A 17,289-nucleotide genomic window follows, 5' to 3' on the forward strand; every position below is an offset into this window, starting at 1 on the left:
TCCGCTATATACCGACATTCGTAGGCTGTATTTCTCGTGTTGGTATAACTGAAAGCATCAGCATATTTCGGTTTGCCATGACTTCAGAACGACTCATAATAAACGAATAATTCTGAATGATTTTAGATTGGTGTTCGATTGGTTTGACTTTAAACATGGGGATTTTCATCTGCATCAATTTTTGTTTCAATTTGCTATCACAAATACTAAAACTTAAATATTCAATCGCTTTATCTGTCGCTAGCTGATTAAGGTAGACAGACATCATATGATTATCAATTTGTGGGGAGACACCAAAAGAAGAGAGTACGACCAATACATTCGCTCGGTCTTTTTTCGAAATATTCAGTAATTCCAGAATACCTATGCTGCTATTCATAAATTCAAATAATGCTTTCGTGGTTACCTTGCAAAATAAGCAATGTCCCACTAATTGGTTCAAACTACAAAAAGCAGATACTAAAGTGAGTGGTTTTAGCGACTCTGTAGTCGTAATTTTTTGACGTGTTGGAAATAAGCGGGGATTACCCTCATACATCAAACAAAGCTCTAACATCGACTCAAAGTCTGCATGCTCAGGTAGCATTGATTGAGTATAGTATTGCTCATTCTTATAATAAGGGTGAGTAACTTTATCATTCTTGACGCAAGACGAAAGTTGAATAAAAGATGAACTTTCTTTTACAAAATCTGCATTTGAACTGTAGATATTAAACAAATCATCATCAAATATCTCTGCTATTTCTGACTGTTTCGTTAAAGAAGGTGTGTTGATACCACGTTCCCAACGACTGATTGAGATAGTATCTAAGCTATCAAAGGAATGGCTTCTCTCATTTAATAAAGCACGTAAGCCCTCTTGGGAAAGGTCATGTTCTGTGCGTACTTTCCTTAAAAAACTTGAGAATACCCTCATTATTACAGCTTTTTGATAAGAGTATATTTTATATACCATCTTCACTTCCAATTATATCGAATGCCGTTATAACAAACCTAATTACTTTCATTATTCAACGTCACCAAGTTAAAAATAAAAATGCCACCAAACAATAGATTTATAAATATATGCTCATGCAGGCACTAATTCCACAGTAATAATTTTAATTTTATTTTAATAAATGCCTACATGCGAAGCATGCATAAATATTGACATCTCAACTAGGCATATGTTTATACATATGTATAAAATATTACTCTGGTGGTAGATATAACGGCTCGTTATGCTACATCACGCAACAATCGGGCATCAAATATGCTCTATACCTGCACATTTTTAATTGATGAACATGGAGTTTCAATATGAGAAAAATAATATTAACGTCACTCAGTGCCTTAGCTATATCCGCAGCTTTAGCACCAACATTCGCTATTGCACACGGGTATGTAGCAGGTGCATTTCCTTCTCGCGTTAATTTATGTCATGCAGACAATGGAGCTAAAAATGATTGTGCAAATGCTTCATACGATAGACAAAGCTTAGAAGCGCCAAAAGGCTTTCCAGCTACAGGTCCTGTAGACGGTAAGATCGCATCTGCACAAAAAGGCGGGTCATTTGATGTGCTTGATCTGCAATCATCAAACAAATGGTATAAAACTAAAATCCAAGCGGGTTTTAATGATTTTCACTGGTTTAGCACAGCTAACCATAAAACCACCGATTATGTTTATTACATCACCAAGCCTGATTGGGACCAAAACGCACCACTAACCCGCGCATCTTTTGATTTAGCCAATCCTTTCTGTGTCATTGATATGGGCGGCCAACAACCACTGAAAAATTTAGGCAAGGCACACAGCTGTAACGTACCAGCGCGCAGTGGTTATCAGGTTATTCTTTCCGTTTGGACGATCGACGATACCGCGAATGCGTTCTATAATGTTATCGATGTAGAATTTGAAGACGGTGTAACCCCACCACCACCCGATGTTTGGGAGCAAAGCACCACGATTGCACCACAAGAAGACTTAGCCGTCGGTGATAAAGTAAAAGCCCGCTTCTTTGATTCATCGGTAGGTTCATTCACCACTGAAACCATCATTGAAATTAACTCAGCTGCCAATGGTAAAAAAAATACGTGGTCTTACAACCTAGCCACTGCAATTAATGCGAATCAAACCGATGCGCAAGCGGGTGCAAAAAGTGACAACGATATGTTTACCCCTCTTTATGGTAATAACCCTATCTACTTAAAAGCGGACTCTAAGCTTAGCTCTGTCGAAGTTGATATCATTAAAGGTGACGTTCCTGTTGATGACAGCATTACCGTTTTAGGTCTAGAAGATGAATATATAATTGACAACAATACTGTTAATGTCTCGTTTAGCATTGAAGCTGTCGGTAACTTAAATGTCACCAATACTATCTTTGATGCAAATAATAAAGCCATCGCATCAAAATCTAAAAATGTTAATGACACTGTTGAGCACTTTACAATATCACTCAACAATGCAACCGCAGGCACGTTTAAACTGGTCTCAATTGCCAACTCGAACGATAACAGCAACCTATCATTACAAGAATCAAATAGCTTCAAAATCCTTGATGCTGACATCCCTGGTGACTGCCAAGATATTCAAGCAATTGATATCAGCAAGCAATACAAACCAGGTAATGAAGTTTCTTACCAAGGTAATGTTTACCGTGCAGAACGTTGGACAGATGTCGGCAGAACACCTGATACACAGTATTCAGGTTGGGTATTAGTCGGGCCGTGTGCATAGCACTAGGTTAACCCTTGTGAATAAGTCCTTATACACAAGTCATTAAAACATTATCCTTTTAAAAAGAGGTCAACTTGAAAAACAGCGTAAATCATATTTTCGCTGTTTTTTTTCGTGTCAAAAGAAGGAAAGCAGATGAGTAAACTCACCCAAAAATTTGATATAACCGCGAAATATCTTCATTGGATTTCAGCTTTCGTTATCTTGTGGGCAAGTATATCAGGGTTATACATTGCCTTTTTCGAGCTAGAAATGCATATTAAATCCGAAATATTAAGTTTCAACGTATCGATAACAACGGTATTTATTCCACTATTTTGTTGGCGTATTTACCACCGAATAAAACAAGGTACACCCCAAGCACATCCCGCGATGTCTACATTAGAAGTCAAACTCGCCCACGTCGGACATACCTTACTCTATGTACTGGTTTCATTGGTTCTAGTCAGTGGCGTATTGATGATGGATCATGATGTGACTGTGTTTCAATTATTTACCATCCCACAACTGCTTCAACAGCAAAGTAGTATTCAGTTTTTTGAAACGGTACATTTGTATACCTGCCGATTATTAGCTGCATTAGTCGTGTGTCACTTAGCCGCGTTAATAAAGCATGAAATGATGGGCAGACGTATTTTGAAAAGAATGATTTAAGTCATGGAGGATGGTCCTACGCGAAATAGCGTTTTACCCGTAGTCGTAGACAAACTCAAGTCGATGAACTACGTGGTGAATGTAGTTGATGACGGAAGCAAATAAACTGTACTATTTAATATCGTTCCGTATTCATATTAAGTTACGGAACGAATATCAGTAATAAATAATTACTGTTCAGATTCTGCAGCATTGCTCTTCACTTCATCAATACAGCACTCATCTTGTAAAAAACCAATCACAGATTGTAATTTTTCATACTCTGCCACGCAGTACAAAGTACGTCCTTCACGGCGCTGAGAGATTAATCCAGCAGATGCTAGACTAGAAATATGATGCGATAATGTCGAACCTGGAATTGATAACCGTTCTTGTAAACCACCAACCGCAACCCCCTGATAACCCGCACGGATAACACATTTAAAAATAGTTAATCGTGTGGGATGCCCAAGTTCTTTCAGTGCTTTCGCAATAATATCAATATCCATGTTTATATCTCCACCTAACCCTCTAATAACATATATTTCGATATTAGCAGAAACATATTCACAGCGCCAATAGATAACGTATAACAACAGACAAGTTAATCAGGGCGATTAGTGGTACTTGTATTGTCGGTTACTTTAAGAGCCAGCTTTACACTGATCTCTTGCTTTAATTCATCAAGCCACTCATAGCGTTTACGATACATTGCACGTTTACTACGTTTAATATCTTCCGGTGATTTTCTCACTTCAAGCAGATCAAGTTGATACAGATTTTTATTGTATTTAGTCGCACCTAGCGACTCCCAGTGCTTGTTATAATTTGTTTTAATTTTATCATTATTACTATTATAACGTTTTGAACTGTACATATGCGCTTCGTTAGTCACAAGTTGAAGCAACTTTACATCCCAAACATTAGCTATAATAGTCAGTATTTTAACCATAAGATCTTTAGGTCTCTGACCAAAATGCTGCTTAGTAAAATATTTGATTTTATCGTTAATTTCAGGGGTACTTTTCGGACCTTGAATACCACCAACCGTAATAGTTCGGCCAACAATAGGATCATCAAAAACGCTGAAAGTGATAGAATAAAAAAGATTACCATTCGGCTCCCACAGCTTCATGCACAAATCACCTTCTTTATGATTTGGTGCATAATAGCTAAGCGTCACACGATATTCATCTTCTCCAACCGTAAATTTGGTTACTTCAATACCCTGACTTTGTTCATAGATAGCGAATCCAGTGTGTGCCGGTAAGCATTGGCTAATAAATCGATAATGTCCAATAACTAATTTAGTTCGGCGCGCAATACCATTACCAAGGTGAAGATAAGGGCGAAATATTTTACCCAAAAAACGTACATCTTGCTTTAATAATAACTCGAGATAACGGCTATCAATACCCTGTTGAAACTGACGGAAATACGGATAATAAATCCTTGCCCGCAATACAAACTTAGAACGATAGCTTTTCGGTTTCTTTTTCACATTAGAAAACTGATTTTCGCTCAAGTCTGGGTAGGCTAGCCAACTTAACTCTCGGATACTTTTGCTGTGCATTCTTGATACCTTAATTATGGACACTACTCATAAATAATTGTCATATATACACCCAAAATACCTAATCGGAAATAAAAATACTGTAAGCGTATGTCAATACACTTACAGTCTCAAAGGTATTTACAGTGAAAATACTAAGGTAATATCCTGAATTGATTAACTCAAATCCATTGCATAGCGTTTAAGTAACGCCATAGGCACGATCTCTAATGCGTGAATATGGGTTCTTTTCAAATAAACTCTGGGCGCCATATTATCTTCTAACGCCTGTAACCAACGCGCTGCACACAAACACCAACGGTCACCCGCCCGTAAGCCTTTAAAATCCGAGTCAGGTACAGGGGTTGATAAATCATTGCCTTTAAAACGAGAATATTCTAAAAATTCGGCCGAGGCTTCAATGCATACCGTATGCGAGCCGACATCTTGACTGCAAGTATTGCAGGCTCCATCACGATAAAAACCGGCGACAGGATCTTCACCACACAATTCCAATTGCTCACCAAATACATTGACTGAATCATACATTTCCATTACGAACGCCTTTTATGATTAGAATTAAAGTTAAGCCCAAGCTAATAACACTAGCACTTATTATTTTAGCCGTCTATTAGGCTAATCTGATGATCTAATAACGATTCCATAAGCAATCGCGTATAATGGACTTTTAATGCGTTATCACGCATAGATACTACTCACGGCATAGGAAGATCATGGAACTCATTTATAACGGCCCTGTTGATGGCCCACTATTTGTATTCGCTCACGGTGCTGGCGCGCCTGCCACTGCTGACTTTATGGAAGCAATCGCCAAAGGATTAGCCTTACACGGTATTCGTGTTGCTCGTTTCAACTTTCCTTATATGCAACAACGTGTTGATAACGGTACTCGCCGACCACCAGAGCGTGCACCTAAATTAATCGCCCAGTACCAACAGCTTATTGCCAGCATTGACCAACCTATGGTTATTGGGGGGAAATCAATGGGTGGGCGCATGGCAAGTTTAGTCGCATCCGATCCGACGACAGATACGTTGACCGTAAATTCTAAAATAAAAGGCATCGCCTGTTTAGGTTTTCCTTTCCATCCAGCGAATAAACCTGAATCACTACGTACCGAACATTTCCCGTTAATTAGACAAGCGGTTTTCATTGCTCAGGGTGAACGCGACAAGTTAGGTACTAAAGAAGAAGTCGATAGCTATGGATTACCAGATAACATTGAATGGCTATGGTTAGAAGACGGTGATCATGATTTAAAACCCAGAGTAAAAAGTGGTTTTACTCATCAAGCACACATGAAGAAAACCATCGATAATATGGCGGCGTTTATTAAGCAGGTATTAGCATAAGCGTCTTAATCACTTTAGCCAGCTAATCAGGGATCACAGCGCAAGTATCATATTTAACTCTGTTCATTGATATTTGCGTTTTAAAGTTTTTCACATTCGGGTCACTGTACAAGTGGCGTTGGCAAAAACCGTCATAATCCTGCATATTTTCAACCGTCACCAATAATACAAAATCAATTTCACCAGTAACTTGATAACACTCTCTGACTTCAGGAGCGGTGCGAATATGTTTGATAAAGCCATCATTCAAGTCTAACCTATCTCGTTCCATCTCCACATTCACAATCATGTGTAAACATGCACCGAGTTTATCTTGGTCTAGTAATACAACTTGGCTGGCTATAATGCCTTCACTTTTTAACTTCTTGACGCGCTTAAAACAAGCCGGTGGCGATAGGCCAATCATAGAGGCTAATTGTAAATTACTCACTGAAGCATCTTGCTGTAACTGGCGTAAAATTGTTTTATCAATGCTATCGAGAAACATAATTAACTAAACCTCAGTAAATAAGAAATATATACCCATATTTGTACCCGATTATTGAAATGATTTCTAGCGACTTGAATATAATAGACTGCATAAAAACACTTATTCATTTCGCAACCATGGAAACGGTCACATGCTAACAACCTTAAAATCTTTATTCCTCGATGTCTGGCGCGTTTATCTCACATTGCTTAAAGTCATGGTTCCTGCGCTTATTATCGTCAAGATACTAGATATGATTGGCGGTACTCAATGGTTAGGTAAACTACTCGCGCCGTTGATGAGTTTAGTTGGCTTGCCAAAAGAAATGGGGCTGGTATGGGCAACCGCCATGCTCACCAATATTTATACGGGCATGGCGGTGTTTTTTGATTTAGCAGGCGACAATCCACTCACCGTCGCCCAAGTGTCAGTCCTTGGCATCATGATGCTACTGGCGCATGCATTACCTATTGAAGGTGCGGTCGCTAAGTTATCGGGGATATCTTGGCGCGTGACCTTACCCCTGCGGATTGGCTGTGGTTTTATACTGGGTATGATCACCAATCAAGTCTATTTATTGGGAAACTGGCAGCAACAACCTGCCGTTATCGTTTGGCAACCTACGCCCGCATCCTCAAGCCTATTTGATTGGGGTATAGCCCAATTAACCATGCTGGCTTCTATCTTCTTTATCATTGCTGCCCTGATGATATTACTGCGCTTATTAAAATGGTGTGGTATTGAAAAACTGATTCAGACCTTGTTATCACCGTTTTTGAAAGCGCTAACCATAGGTAAAGGAACCACTAATGTCTGTGTGATTGGCTTAGTATTAGGCTTGAGTTTTGGTGCCGGATTATTAATTGATGAGGCGCGTACAGGCAAGATCAGTAAGCGTGATATTTTTCTGGCCGTCTGCTTTTTAGGCTTAACGCACAGCATTATTGAAGATACCATCTTGATCTTATTATTGGGTGCCGATCTGATGTCTATTTTATGGGGACGCTTGCTGTTTGGTTTTATTGTCATTGCGATTTTAGCGCGTTTCATCGAGCAGGAATCACCGTCCTGCTCGATCACTAAAACCAGTTAAAAAGACTTCTTAACGCATTTATTCAATACACGTTAACTTATCATTACGCTTAGATAAGCCTTTAAATGACGCCATCATATTCGCTTCTTTCACGAATTGTTTGGGTGGCGTAATAACCTGCAGGCGATAGTCACTTGTCGCTTTCTCTGCGATGGTGAGCTCAGCATTTACATCAACAGGGGTGACAATAACCACTTTTAATTCAGGTGCGCGTGCAAGGATACTCGCAGCCGTTCCCAGACCATTTTCGGTATGAAATTTACCCGCGATGTGCATCACTTGTTTATTCGGATTACGCGCTAAATAGTTAACAATACTCTCCGCCATGGTTTCATCCCACGTCACTTGTGAAGCAAATTTATTGTCGTTTTGACTTTCATCTCCATGATGCATCGACGCCATAAAGTGGGTTTTGTACGGCGAGTCTTGGATATTAATATTCGCAGCTAACCAAGTGCGTTCATCCGCTGGTAATTTATCAACATAGCTGATGCCTTCTTTGGCGATACAGCGGATAATATTTTTAGGTGCATTAGCCGCGATAATATCAATTTTATTGGCTTTGGCTAACTCCACTAACGGGCGATAATCACTGGTATAATTTGGCCATGCATTACCCTGTTTTATTAACGTTCCCTCCCCTATTTCACCCGCCAAGTAAGCATTAACAATCGCTTGTTTATCACGGGTAAATTGCTCCATCGACAACGTTACATTGTCATTATCTGCAATCATGCTTTGTAATAATTCAGTTTGAAAACGATGAATACCAGTATGAGTATGCCATTCACCCACCAGCACAACATCGGCATCTTGGATGTCAGCAACAAAGCGTTTTAAGTTAATATCCTGACCAGAGGGAGACTGTAAGTTATATTCAAAGTAAGTAGTCACTTCCGATGAAATGTTATCTTTAACAACCTCTTTAAATGATGGAGAGGTTGCACAACCCGCAAGTACGGAAACAAGCATGACACTCATTACACTGCGTTTATAATTTTTGAATACATTTGCTGATGGAGAACATAGTTGAGAAAAAATAAACATATAACACCCTAATAATAACGACCACCAATAGTAATACATCTCATTTGCAATAACAAACCGCGTATTATATCGCTCTTTAAATAAGCAACGTTCATGCAAGCGCTCGCGACGTACTAAACCTTACCAGACTAGGCTGGAAGATTATTTCGTGATGAACGAGGAAGACTGGTTGGCTGTGACCCCGGCAACTTGATCGTGAGTGTAATAATAAGCGAGATGACTAATAGCCCTAACATAAGATAGAAGGTTGCCGCAAACCCACCGAACACTGATGCAACGATAGAACCAATGATACTGCCAATACCAAAACCAAGGTAAATTAAGCCATAGTTTTTTGTCAGGTTGTTTAAGCCGAAGAAATCACTGATCAATGATGGGAACACGGTGATAGTGCCACCAAAACTAAAAGCGATACATACCAAGGCAAAGTAGAAACTGAACATACTTTGCTCAGCAAAAAGTAATGCAGATACGCCAGCTAAGCAGATAAACAGTGCAATTGCGATCACTTTAATACGACTAACACTATCTGAAAGCACCCCTAGTACTAAACGACCACTTAGATTAGCAATGGCAATAATCGCAACCGAACTTGCAGCAACCGCCATAGGTAAATGCTCATAACCCTCGCCGATATCTTTAGCGACACCAATAACATACAAACCGCTCATGCAAACTGTTAAAAACACCAATGCCAGCATCCAAAACTGTGAGCTTTTCACAGCCTCTGCGAGGGTGTAATCACGAACAGGCGTTGCATCTGCCATTTGTGGTTCTTGCTTGGGTGCGTCTTTCATCATTAGACCACCAATAATAACCATGACCATGGCAATTAACCCCCAAGTATTAAAGGTACTTTCTAATCCACTATTGGTTAGGAAATACATATTAATATATTTAAAACCAAGACTGCCTAAACCGTATGCACCAATGGCACACGCAGAGACCAAACCTTTACGCTCGGGAAAGAGTTTCACACAATTAGATAGAGTCATCAGGTAACCAGTACCATCGGCAAAGCCCACTAACAAACCCGCGAATACATACAGTAAGATCAGGTTCGAAGCATAGGCGGTTAGCGATAAGCTCGCACCCAGTAATAAACCCGCGCAAATGGTCACTTTACGCACACCGAAACGTTCTTGCAGTTTGCCAGATAATGATGATGCAATGGCTAACGATAAACTTAAAATACCAAAAGAAAAAGCCACACGGCTAACCGGCACAGATAACTTATCTGCCAGTTGTGAATTAAATAGACTCCACGTATACACCGACCCTAATGCAAATTGGGTGATGATAGTGCCAAGCAACGTAAATAGTCGATCTCGGTTTGATATTTGAGTCGTCATAGGTAAATCTCCAACGAATTGAAAAGCATGAAGGCGACGGTATTGATCACCTTGTTAAGCCACTAAAATACGGGGTCCGCAGGAGATAACAATAGGCGGAAAACAATAAAAAATGAGATGCAATGAGTACGGTATGAAGTGCAATATAACGGTATGAATTACAATTTCATTAATTCACGAAATGCTTTTATATTGCTGCGACTGACGGGTATTTCACTGCCGATGTCACGCACTTTGAGTTGATAGGTACAGTTCAGCCAAGGGATGATCTCCTGAATTTTATCTATGTTTACACAGTAAGAACGATGACTGCGAAAAAAGCGCGGTTCAGGTAAGCGATTGATTAATTCACTCATGGTAAAAGGGACAATAAAAGCATCTTCTTTAGTAAACACATTAGTCACCTTCTCATTAGCTACCGCATAATAAATATCATCGATGGCGGTAACGAAAATACGGTTATCCTTAATCAAATTAATGGTTTTAGCTCTGACTTCTTCAGGCTGGATGGCTTGGCATTGGTGAGTCGCTTCTAACTTGGCTAATAGCCCAATAATACGCTTTTCATTCAGTGGTTTTAATAAATAATCAAAGGCCTCTAGTTCAAATGCATCCACTGCAAATTCTTTATAAGCGGTGGTAAACACAATATGTGGTTTTTCAGAAAATTGATGGATATTACGTGCGAGTAACATACCATCAATTGACGGTACATTAATGTCTAAAAAAGCGATATCGACCTTATTAGTTTGCAGATACTTAAAGGCTTCTAAACCATCATCAAAGGTAGCGATAATCTCGATATTACTATAGCGTTCAATTAAATATGTCAGTTCTTCCCTTGCTAAATATTCATCTTCGACGATCAGGGCTTTCAACATGCTGTTACCTTTCCTTTCTATTCTATTCAATTCAATTCATTGACGTAAAATACTATTTCAGTGCCTTGCTCAAGACGTTTAATATACAAACCCTCACCATATAATAATAAGATCCGCTGATGCACATTCATTAAACCAATATGATGGCTTTCCATCGTGCCGTTATAGAGCTTATCAATGACGTGTTGGCTAATTCCTATCCCAGTATTTTGAATAGTGATTTTGAAGCGTTGCGCATCGCGCTTTACCGAAATATTGACTTTACCGGGCTGGCAAGAAGGTTGAATACCATGCTGAATTGCATTCTCTACCAAGGGTTGAATCAATAAACAAGGAATAGTTGGATGCACATCATCAACATCAAATATAACTTCGAGCTTATCACCAAATCGAGCTTGCTCAATAGCGACATAATCTCTTACTTGTTGTAATTCTTCTTGGATATCGATCAAGTCATTATTACGTTCTAGGTTATAACGTAAAAAGTCGGCTAAATTGGCTATCAATTGACGGGCTTTATCGGGATTAATACGTACTAGTGTGGAAATGGCATTCAAAGTATTGAACAAAAAGTGTGGGTTAATTTTACTTTGTAATGCAGAAAGCTCTGCTTTACTCGCCATGGTTTTCAACTGCTCAAGACGTGAAACTTCCATTTGAGTGGAAATCAGTTGCGATAAGCCGATGGTCATTTCACGTAATGACGGTCGAATACGGTGTGGTTGGCGATAAAATATTTTAAACGTACCGCTAACTACGCCGCTTTCCCACAATGGGATAATTAACAGCGAATGAAAGCCGTGTACATTAAGATTATTACTAATTATTTGTTCGCCCGTATTAACCGCCTGCTGGGTCATTTCACTGATCTTGTGGTAAGTATCCAAGTAGTTTTTTTGACCAATACCAACATAAGCCAATACGTCTTTTACATCGGTAATAGCGACGGCGTCTGCATTCGTTTCTTTACGAATAATACTGCATACTTTGGTCAGCGAGTCGCGGTGATTATTGCGAAAGTAAGGTAAGGTTTTATTGGCGATATCGAGGGCAAGTTTTGCTTGTTTGGCGGCGATTAAATCTTTTTCGTCATCTAAATCTTGAACCAATTTGATAATAAGCCCAATGCATACAGCACCACCAATCATCGGCACGCTAATGTGTTCAACAATCGTGTACGCGAGTTCCTTATCTTCAGATAGGATCACAATTAAAATCATGGTTAAAATCTCGCAGAGCATACCGACAATAATGCCCCATTTTGCGTAAGATTTTTTGTGGCATCGAAAATGGATCCAAGTTGCTAATAATCCCGCAATCGTACTGGAAATTAAACAAGCTAATGATGTTGGTCCGTCCATGTCGATAATATAGCGGTGTAAACCTGAAATAATGCCCGCAGGAATAGCCACCCAAGGACCAAAAATGATCCCACCAGATAAGACGGCAATAATGCGAACATTGATGAGAGACCCTTCAACATTGACACCCGTGTAGTTACTAAAAACAGCAAATAGAATGAAAAGTACCGAGATGAGGGCTGTTTCAACGGGGTTTCGTCGGGTTTTGATAACAATATGTTGGAATAAATTGGTGCGTGTTAAGAAAAATAATGCCATGAGCATCAGTGCTGCGCGCTCAAATACCGCCAGCAACATCATAAATTGTTCGGTGTACACAGAGAAAAGCCTTAATTTCATCACATAAAAGATATTTACGCTGTGATTGTACCCTCGATATCAACTTCACTCTATTAATTGTTTGATTTTAAACATAATACTCTACATTATATTCAGAGTGATCAATGACATAGCCAAAATGGCGTTCGTCATCATCCCTGCTGCAACGCTTTAGGCTTATTTATCTAGACGTTAGGACATCAACTGGCAAATGAATTCACTTCATCATCGGTTAAATAACGCCACAGCCCGACTTCAACATCCAACTGTATCGCGCCAATTTTTTCGCGATGTAAGCTCACCACCCGATTCCCTACAGCTGCAAACATACGCTTCACTTGATGAAATTTACCTTCGGTAATTGTCAGTAATACTTCTTTCGGTGATACAACCTCTAAGATTGCCGGACGTGTTAATTGCTGCTCACCTTGTAATAGTACGCCATGGGCAAATTTAGCGGCAACATCATCGCTAATTGAGCGAGATAAGCCAACACGATAGATCTTTTGGCAATGCTTGGTTGGGGTAATAATATTAAATGACCAACGCCCATCATCTGTTACCAATACGAGCCCAGTCGTATCTGCATCTAAGCGCCCTGCAACATGTAATTCGGATGCATTAGCGACATCGATATAATTAAATAATGACGGGTAAGCTTCATCGATATTAGAGCAAATAGTATCAGCAGGTTTATGCATGAGGATATAACGAGACGCTCTTGCTGTCAGCGTCTTGCCATTTAAACAGATATGATTGTTTTCATGCACCTGCGTTGCCACATCACAAACGACTGCGTTATTAACCGCGACACAACCACCACTTATCATAGCGGTTGCTTCGGTTCGGCTTAACTCAGTACTTTTACAAACAAATTTATCAAGGCGCATTAAACTAAATTCTTTATCAGATAAAGAGCGCTATTATCCTTGTTCAGCAGTAATAATCAAATTAGTGTAAAAACTCACAATCCGTACGAGGTAACATTACGCGACAATGATTCTGGTACTACTCGATATAATTGAATGATCCTAGCTTTATTATTCTGTTCTTCATTGTGAAAATATTCGTTGAGACATACGCTTAAAATACCTCTAAAGGGGTTGTTAAATGATTAATGAAATACTCAATTTATATTTAAATCAACGTGAAAACTAATCATTAAAAGGAATTTAATATGTCGGCATATCAAGTACAAAACCAATGGGGTGGTACTTCAGCACCTTGGCAGCAAGGTTCAACATGGGTTCTAGGTGGTCGTGACAATCAGCTTGTAGTTAACATAGACATCGAATCGAATGATAACGGTGAAACGTTTACCGGTGTTATCAATTACAAGAACGAAGGACCTATTGATTTTAGAGCCACTGCTGAATACGGTAATGCTTATCGCGCTCAAGTACGATGGGGTGGCGCTTCGGGTGACTGGCATGAAGATGGCATCTGGACCATTGGCGGCCGAGATAACCAAAAATGCATCAAGCTTAACGTAGAAACGAATAACAATACCGAAAACCTTGTTGGTATTATGGTTTATAACGGGGAAGGTCCTATTGGCTTTAAAGGCAATTTAACCTCTGCGTATACGGTTAAAAACCAATGGGGTGGTACTTCAGCGCCTTGGCACGAAGGTGGCACTTGGGTATTAAGCGGTCGTGATAATCAAAATGTTGTCTCTATGGATATCACCTCTCCCGATAATGGAAAAACATTCGAAGGTACGATGGTGTACGAAGGTGAAGGTGCTATTGGTTTTAAAGCTACACACATAATTGGCAATACATTTGAAGTATACAATCAATGGGGTGGCACTTCAGCCCCTTGGCATCGTGGTGGCGATATGATCATCGGAGGCAGAAATAATCAACTCGTAATTCAATTAAAATTCACATCAGACAATGAAGGAAAACAATTAGTTGGTGAAATGACTTATCGTGGTGAAGGTGCAATTGGTTTTAAAGCCGAAATAGAGTTTAGTCGTGCGCTTGTAACTGAGTAAACATAATTAGTCTGCTTGCCCTTTAGCATGTGCAGAGAGGGCAAGTTATATTAATTACATCTAGCTTACTACGCTAAATACACGGTTTTAAACAATAAACACCCACTCATTTATAATAGCGACTCCAATCTTGGATTTAAGTGTACCTGCAACACTTCTAACACCTTTTTCCTTAACCACTGTAACGCTGGATCACGATCATTACGTAGGTGCCAAGACATGGATATCGGACCGGGTTCTAAATCAAAAGGTAACTTACGTACAACTAACTGGCCAGACTTAACGCTGTCTAAGATCACAGGCAGCGGAATAGTCGTGATCAAATTGGTATTTTCAAGTAGCTTCGGCAAGTTATAGCAGTGATTCACAGTCATCGCGATACGCCGCTCCAGACCTTGCTTGCTCAATATCGTATCAACACCTCCTGACGCATCACCTGACAATGACATCAATAAATGCTCCGCTTGCGCAAATGTTGTTAAGTCTAATGTTTGATTTACCAACGGATGTTCTGCCCGCATCGCACAGACAAAATGATTATCAAACAACCATTGCGTTTTCACTCGCTCATTACTGCCTTCGTAATAATCGAGCACCATATCAACATCGGCATCCAGCAATAGCCGTTCTCCGTTTACAGCATAGGGTACTGCGTGAATATTAATGTCAGGCGCTTGCTCCTCAATCAATTGCCGTAATGGCAGCCAAAATATATCAACCATCCAATCTGTAAGCGCAATACGAAAAGTGCGTTTAATACCACGAATATCAAATGCCTGCTGCTGAGAAGCACTTCTAATTGAATGTAACGGCGCTTCAATCTCTCGCCACATCGATTCCGCAAAAGGTGTCGGTCTTATCCCTCGCCCTTTTTTAACAAATAATGGGTCCTGCCAAACATGGCGCATTCGAGAAACTGCATTCGACACAGATGGCTGTGTCATTGATAACCGTTGTGCTGCAAGCGTAATGGATTGCTCTTGCATGATGGCATCAAAAATAACCATCAAATTTAAATCTAGGTTGGCCATATCTCTGTATTGATTAAGTAAGGAATACAACCAGTGTAATTTAACATATTGACAACATCAATATGTATCATCCAAACAATCAATTAGACGATATTAATTATTTTTGGCAAATTAACTACATCAACGAAACAAGACAAGGAAGGCATCATGAAAGCTATTTATATCGAACAATACGGAAATGCAGACCAACTTACTTTAGGTGAATTAACCAAACCTGAAATTGCAGATAACCAAGTGCTAATTAAAGTACATGGCGCGGCGGTTAATCCTGTCGATTGGATGGTACGAGAAGGATTTTTACAAAGCAGTGGTGAGCACCAATTACCTTTAATATTGGGGTGAGATGCGGCTGGTGAAATAGCGGAAATGGGCAAAGATGTTAACAATTTCAGCATCGGTGATGCCGTTTTTACTTATGCCCCAATTGCAAAACAAGGTGCTTACGCAGAGTATATTGCCGTTGATAGTAACCTTGTTGCAACAAAACCAAAATCGATAGATACCCTAACAGCTGCCGCAGTACCACTGGCAGCAACAACAGCTTGGCAGTCTCTTGTATATGGCTGTAAATTAAAGGCTGGCGACAGGGTTCTTATTCATAACGCATCAGGAGGTGTCGGCAGCTTTGCAGTTCAAATTGCCAAATCACTTGGTGCTTATGTCATCGGCACCGCGTCTGCATCGAAAGCAGATTTTGTAAAAAATTTAGGCGTCGACGAATTCATTGATTACCGTACTCAACGCTTTGAAGATGTGATTGATGAAGTAGATAGCGTACTTGCCGCCGTCGGTGGTGATGATATTTTACAACGTTCATTACAAGTCATTAAAAACGATGGTGAGTTAGTGTCTTTATTGGATGACGTCAATATCGCCCAGGCGGCAGAAAAAAACGTCAATGCACAGCGTTGGTGGGTGACACCTAACGCGGCCGATCTTCAAAGCATTGCGACACTCATTGATAATGGCCAAATGAGCGTACACATAGATAAGATATTTCCATTAGAAGATGTTAAGCAAGCACATGCGTTAAGTGAGTCACAACGCGCGCGTGGTAAGATCGTGCTACAAATTATCGATTAATCCGCACCAACGAGCTTATAAGACACGACATATAGCTGCTCAATCCCGGGATAAATATCTTGGATCACACCTTTAAGCACTGCTAATGTCATGTTTTCTTGCTCAGCATGGTAATCAGCCAACTCAGTAAATAAAATGGGATCTACGGAGAGGATGGATAGTTGGCAAAATTCACGTCCACCTTCTAACGTAGAAACGGTCACCGTCGAACCTGGGACATAAAATTTTTCTGTTTCATCACGAATAGTAATGGTCTTTTTTCCAGAAAGAATATCGGTTTCAAAACGTTCGAAAAAGGTCATTGTGGTTGGTTGTGTCATGCGGAGTTCAACAATAAAAAAGAAGAGCTGACTATTATATCAAGAGAAAAGCGAAT

Annotated in this window: 19 protein-coding genes; 7 read left to right on the forward strand and 12 right to left on the reverse strand. The window is 39.8% G+C overall.

Annotated features, from left to right (window positions below; all coding sequences use genetic code 11):
* Positions 1 to 4: 4 nt before the first annotated feature.
* The gene (locus AKG98_RS13880) at positions 5 to 916 is read right to left on the reverse strand and encodes a helix-turn-helix domain-containing protein (RefSeq protein ID WP_228140301.1); all 912 of its coding nucleotides are present in this window, start codon (positions 914 to 916) and stop codon (positions 5 to 7) included.
* Positions 917 to 1,299: 383 nt separating this feature from the next.
* On the opposite strand from AKG98_RS13880, the gene AKG98_RS13885 reads away from it, so the two are divergent.
* Together AKG98_RS13885 and AKG98_RS13890 are read left to right on the forward strand one after the other, a co-directional pair.
* Entirely contained in the window at positions 1,300 to 2,721 is a 1,422-nt protein-coding gene (locus tag AKG98_RS13885; RefSeq protein WP_067046816.1) for a lytic polysaccharide monooxygenase, read from the forward strand.
* A gap of 135 nt (positions 2,722 to 2,856) precedes the next feature.
* Positions 2,857 to 3,375, forward strand: coding sequence for a cytochrome b (locus tag AKG98_RS13890; RefSeq protein ID WP_067046819.1), 519 nt, complete (start codon positions 2,857 to 2,859; stop codon positions 3,373 to 3,375).
* A 170-nt stretch (positions 3,376 to 3,545) separates the two neighbouring features.
* Here the strand turns inward: AKG98_RS13890 and AKG98_RS13895 are convergent, their stop codons facing one another.
* The 3 genes from AKG98_RS13895 to AKG98_RS13905 all read right to left on the reverse strand — a co-directional run bounded on the left by AKG98_RS13895 (position 3,546) and on the right by AKG98_RS13905 (position 5,461).
* Positions 3,546 to 3,863, reverse strand: a complete 318-nt coding sequence (locus AKG98_RS13895) for a helix-turn-helix transcriptional regulator (RefSeq protein WP_067046821.1) — start codon at positions 3,861 to 3,863, stop codon at positions 3,546 to 3,548.
* A gap of 95 nt (positions 3,864 to 3,958) precedes the next feature.
* Positions 3,959 to 4,927 carry a DUF535 family protein gene (locus tag AKG98_RS13900; protein WP_067046825.1) on the reverse strand — a complete coding sequence of 323 codons (969 nt, stop codon included), beginning with the start codon at positions 4,925 to 4,927 and terminating at the stop codon, positions 3,959 to 3,961.
* 156 nt (positions 4,928 to 5,083) lie between these two features.
* Entirely contained in the window at positions 5,084 to 5,461 is a 378-nt protein-coding gene (locus AKG98_RS13905; RefSeq protein ID WP_067046828.1) for a DUF2237 family protein, read from the reverse strand.
* A 179-nt stretch (positions 5,462 to 5,640) separates the two neighbouring features.
* Here AKG98_RS13905 and AKG98_RS13910 point away from each other — a divergent pair, with 179 nt between their 5' ends.
* Entirely contained in the window at positions 5,641 to 6,279 is a 639-nt protein-coding gene (locus AKG98_RS13910; RefSeq protein WP_067046831.1) for an alpha/beta family hydrolase, read from the forward strand.
* 22 nt (positions 6,280 to 6,301) lie between these two features.
* On the opposite strand, the gene AKG98_RS13915 is transcribed toward AKG98_RS13910, so the two are convergent.
* Complete coding sequence (locus AKG98_RS13915) at positions 6,302 to 6,766, reverse strand: Lrp/AsnC family transcriptional regulator (RefSeq protein ID WP_067046834.1); 465 nt, start codon at positions 6,764 to 6,766, stop codon at positions 6,302 to 6,304.
* A gap of 133 nt (positions 6,767 to 6,899) precedes the next feature.
* Here AKG98_RS13915 and AKG98_RS13920 point away from each other — a divergent pair, with 133 nt between their 5' ends.
* Complete coding sequence (locus AKG98_RS13920; RefSeq protein WP_067046837.1) at positions 6,900 to 7,841, forward strand: nucleoside recognition domain-containing protein; 942 nt, start codon at positions 6,900 to 6,902, stop codon at positions 7,839 to 7,841.
* 18 nt (positions 7,842 to 7,859) lie between these two features.
* Here AKG98_RS13920 and AKG98_RS13925 read toward each other — a convergent pair whose 3' ends face one another.
* The 5 genes from AKG98_RS13925 to AKG98_RS13945 all read right to left on the reverse strand — a co-directional run bounded on the left by AKG98_RS13925 (position 7,860) and on the right by AKG98_RS13945 (position 13,690).
* On the reverse strand, positions 7,860 to 8,888 hold the full coding sequence (locus AKG98_RS13925) for a ChaN family lipoprotein (protein WP_067046839.1): 1,029 nt from the start codon (positions 8,886 to 8,888) through the stop codon (positions 7,860 to 7,862).
* Between the two features lie 128 nt (positions 8,889 to 9,016).
* Complete coding sequence (locus AKG98_RS13930) at positions 9,017 to 10,240, reverse strand: OFA family MFS transporter (RefSeq protein ID WP_067046842.1); 1,224 nt, start codon at positions 10,238 to 10,240, stop codon at positions 9,017 to 9,019.
* 158 nt (positions 10,241 to 10,398) lie between these two features.
* Positions 10,399 to 11,121 carry a LytTR family DNA-binding domain-containing protein gene (locus AKG98_RS13935; protein WP_067046845.1) on the reverse strand — a complete coding sequence of 241 codons (723 nt, stop codon included), beginning with the start codon at positions 11,119 to 11,121 and terminating at the stop codon, positions 10,399 to 10,401.
* Positions 11,122 to 11,147: 26 nt separating this feature from the next.
* The gene (locus AKG98_RS13940) at positions 11,148 to 12,779 is read right to left on the reverse strand and encodes a LytS/YhcK type 5TM receptor domain-containing protein (RefSeq protein WP_369814929.1); all 1,632 of its coding nucleotides are present in this window, start codon (positions 12,777 to 12,779) and stop codon (positions 11,148 to 11,150) included.
* 221 nt (positions 12,780 to 13,000) lie between these two features.
* Positions 13,001 to 13,690, reverse strand: a complete 690-nt coding sequence (locus AKG98_RS13945; protein ID WP_067046848.1) for a pseudouridine synthase — start codon at positions 13,688 to 13,690, stop codon at positions 13,001 to 13,003.
* Positions 13,691 to 13,977: 287 nt separating this feature from the next.
* On the opposite strand from AKG98_RS13945, the gene AKG98_RS13950 reads away from it, so the two are divergent.
* Positions 13,978 to 14,799, forward strand: coding sequence for a lectin ESA-2 (locus tag AKG98_RS13950; protein ID WP_067046851.1), 822 nt, complete (start codon positions 13,978 to 13,980; stop codon positions 14,797 to 14,799).
* 110 nt (positions 14,800 to 14,909) lie between these two features.
* On the opposite strand, the gene AKG98_RS13955 is transcribed toward AKG98_RS13950, so the two are convergent.
* Positions 14,910 to 15,830 (reverse strand): LysR family transcriptional regulator, encoded by a 921-nt coding sequence (locus AKG98_RS13955; RefSeq protein WP_067046854.1) that lies wholly within the window; start codon positions 15,828 to 15,830, stop codon positions 14,910 to 14,912.
* 147 nt (positions 15,831 to 15,977) lie between these two features.
* Between AKG98_RS13955 and AKG98_RS22490 the strand changes: the two genes are divergently transcribed.
* Complete coding sequence (locus AKG98_RS22490; protein WP_198155528.1) at positions 15,978 to 16,172, forward strand: hypothetical protein; 195 nt, start codon at positions 15,978 to 15,980, stop codon at positions 16,170 to 16,172.
* A gap of 24 nt (positions 16,173 to 16,196) precedes the next feature.
* The gene (locus AKG98_RS13960) at positions 16,197 to 16,913 is read left to right on the forward strand and encodes an NADP-dependent oxidoreductase (protein WP_198155530.1); all 717 of its coding nucleotides are present in this window, start codon (positions 16,197 to 16,199) and stop codon (positions 16,911 to 16,913) included.
* Here AKG98_RS13960 and yqfB read toward each other — a convergent pair.
* Positions 16,910 to 17,233: a N(4)-acetylcytidine aminohydrolase gene (yqfB, locus tag AKG98_RS13965; protein ID WP_067046857.1), complete on the reverse strand. Its 324-nt coding sequence runs from the start codon at positions 17,231 to 17,233 to the stop codon at positions 16,910 to 16,912. The genes AKG98_RS13960 and yqfB overlap by 4 nt on opposite strands.
* Between the last annotated feature and the right edge of the window lie 56 nt (positions 17,234 to 17,289).

The organism is Moritella sp. JT01, from assembly GCF_001574435.1.
In the GTDB taxonomy this organism is placed as follows: Bacteria; Pseudomonadota; Gammaproteobacteria; order Enterobacterales; family Moritellaceae; genus Moritella.

Coding starts and splice junctions, on each gene's coding strand:
- AKG98_RS13895 (WP_067046821.1), bottom strand. CDS start 3,863: ATGGATATTGATATTATTGCGAAAGCACTGAAAGAACTTGGGCATCCC.
- AKG98_RS13920 (WP_067046837.1), top strand. CDS start 6,900: ATGCTAACAACCTTAAAATCTTTATTCCTCGATGTCTGGCGCGTTTAT.
- AKG98_RS22490 (WP_198155528.1), top strand. CDS start 15,978: ATGAAAGCTATTTATATCGAACAATACGGAAATGCAGACCAACTTACT.
- AKG98_RS13960 (WP_198155530.1), top strand. CDS start 16,197: ATGGGCAAAGATGTTAACAATTTCAGCATCGGTGATGCCGTTTTTACT.
- AKG98_RS13880 (WP_228140301.1), bottom strand. CDS start 916: ATGAGGGTATTCTCAAGTTTTTTAAGGAAAGTACGCACAGAACATGAC.
- yqfB (WP_067046857.1), bottom strand. CDS start 17,233: ATGACACAACCAACCACAATGACCTTTTTCGAACGTTTTGAAACCGAT.
- AKG98_RS13900 (WP_067046825.1), bottom strand. CDS start 4,927: ATGCACAGCAAAAGTATCCGAGAGTTAAGTTGGCTAGCCTACCCAGAC.
- AKG98_RS13930 (WP_067046842.1), bottom strand. CDS start 10,240: ATGACGACTCAAATATCAAACCGAGATCGACTATTTACGTTGCTTGGC.
- AKG98_RS13925 (WP_067046839.1), bottom strand. CDS start 8,888: ATGTTTATTTTTTCTCAACTATGTTCTCCATCAGCAAATGTATTCAAA.
- AKG98_RS13885 (WP_067046816.1), top strand. CDS start 1,300: ATGAGAAAAATAATATTAACGTCACTCAGTGCCTTAGCTATATCCGCA.
- AKG98_RS13945 (WP_067046848.1), bottom strand. CDS start 13,690: ATGCGCCTTGATAAATTTGTTTGTAAAAGTACTGAGTTAAGCCGAACC.
- AKG98_RS13915 (WP_067046834.1), bottom strand. CDS start 6,766: ATGTTTCTCGATAGCATTGATAAAACAATTTTACGCCAGTTACAGCAA.
- AKG98_RS13935 (WP_067046845.1), bottom strand. CDS start 11,121: ATGTTGAAAGCCCTGATCGTCGAAGATGAATATTTAGCAAGGGAAGAA.
- AKG98_RS13910 (WP_067046831.1), top strand. CDS start 5,641: ATGGAACTCATTTATAACGGCCCTGTTGATGGCCCACTATTTGTATTC.
- AKG98_RS13905 (WP_067046828.1), bottom strand. CDS start 5,461: ATGGAAATGTATGATTCAGTCAATGTATTTGGTGAGCAATTGGAATTG.
- AKG98_RS13955 (WP_067046854.1), bottom strand. CDS start 15,830: ATGGCCAACCTAGATTTAAATTTGATGGTTATTTTTGATGCCATCATG.
- AKG98_RS13940 (WP_369814929.1), bottom strand. CDS start 12,779: ATGTTGCTGGCGGTATTTGAGCGCGCAGCACTGATGCTCATGGCATTA.
- AKG98_RS13950 (WP_067046851.1), top strand. CDS start 13,978: ATGTCGGCATATCAAGTACAAAACCAATGGGGTGGTACTTCAGCACCT.
- AKG98_RS13890 (WP_067046819.1), top strand. CDS start 2,857: ATGAGTAAACTCACCCAAAAATTTGATATAACCGCGAAATATCTTCAT.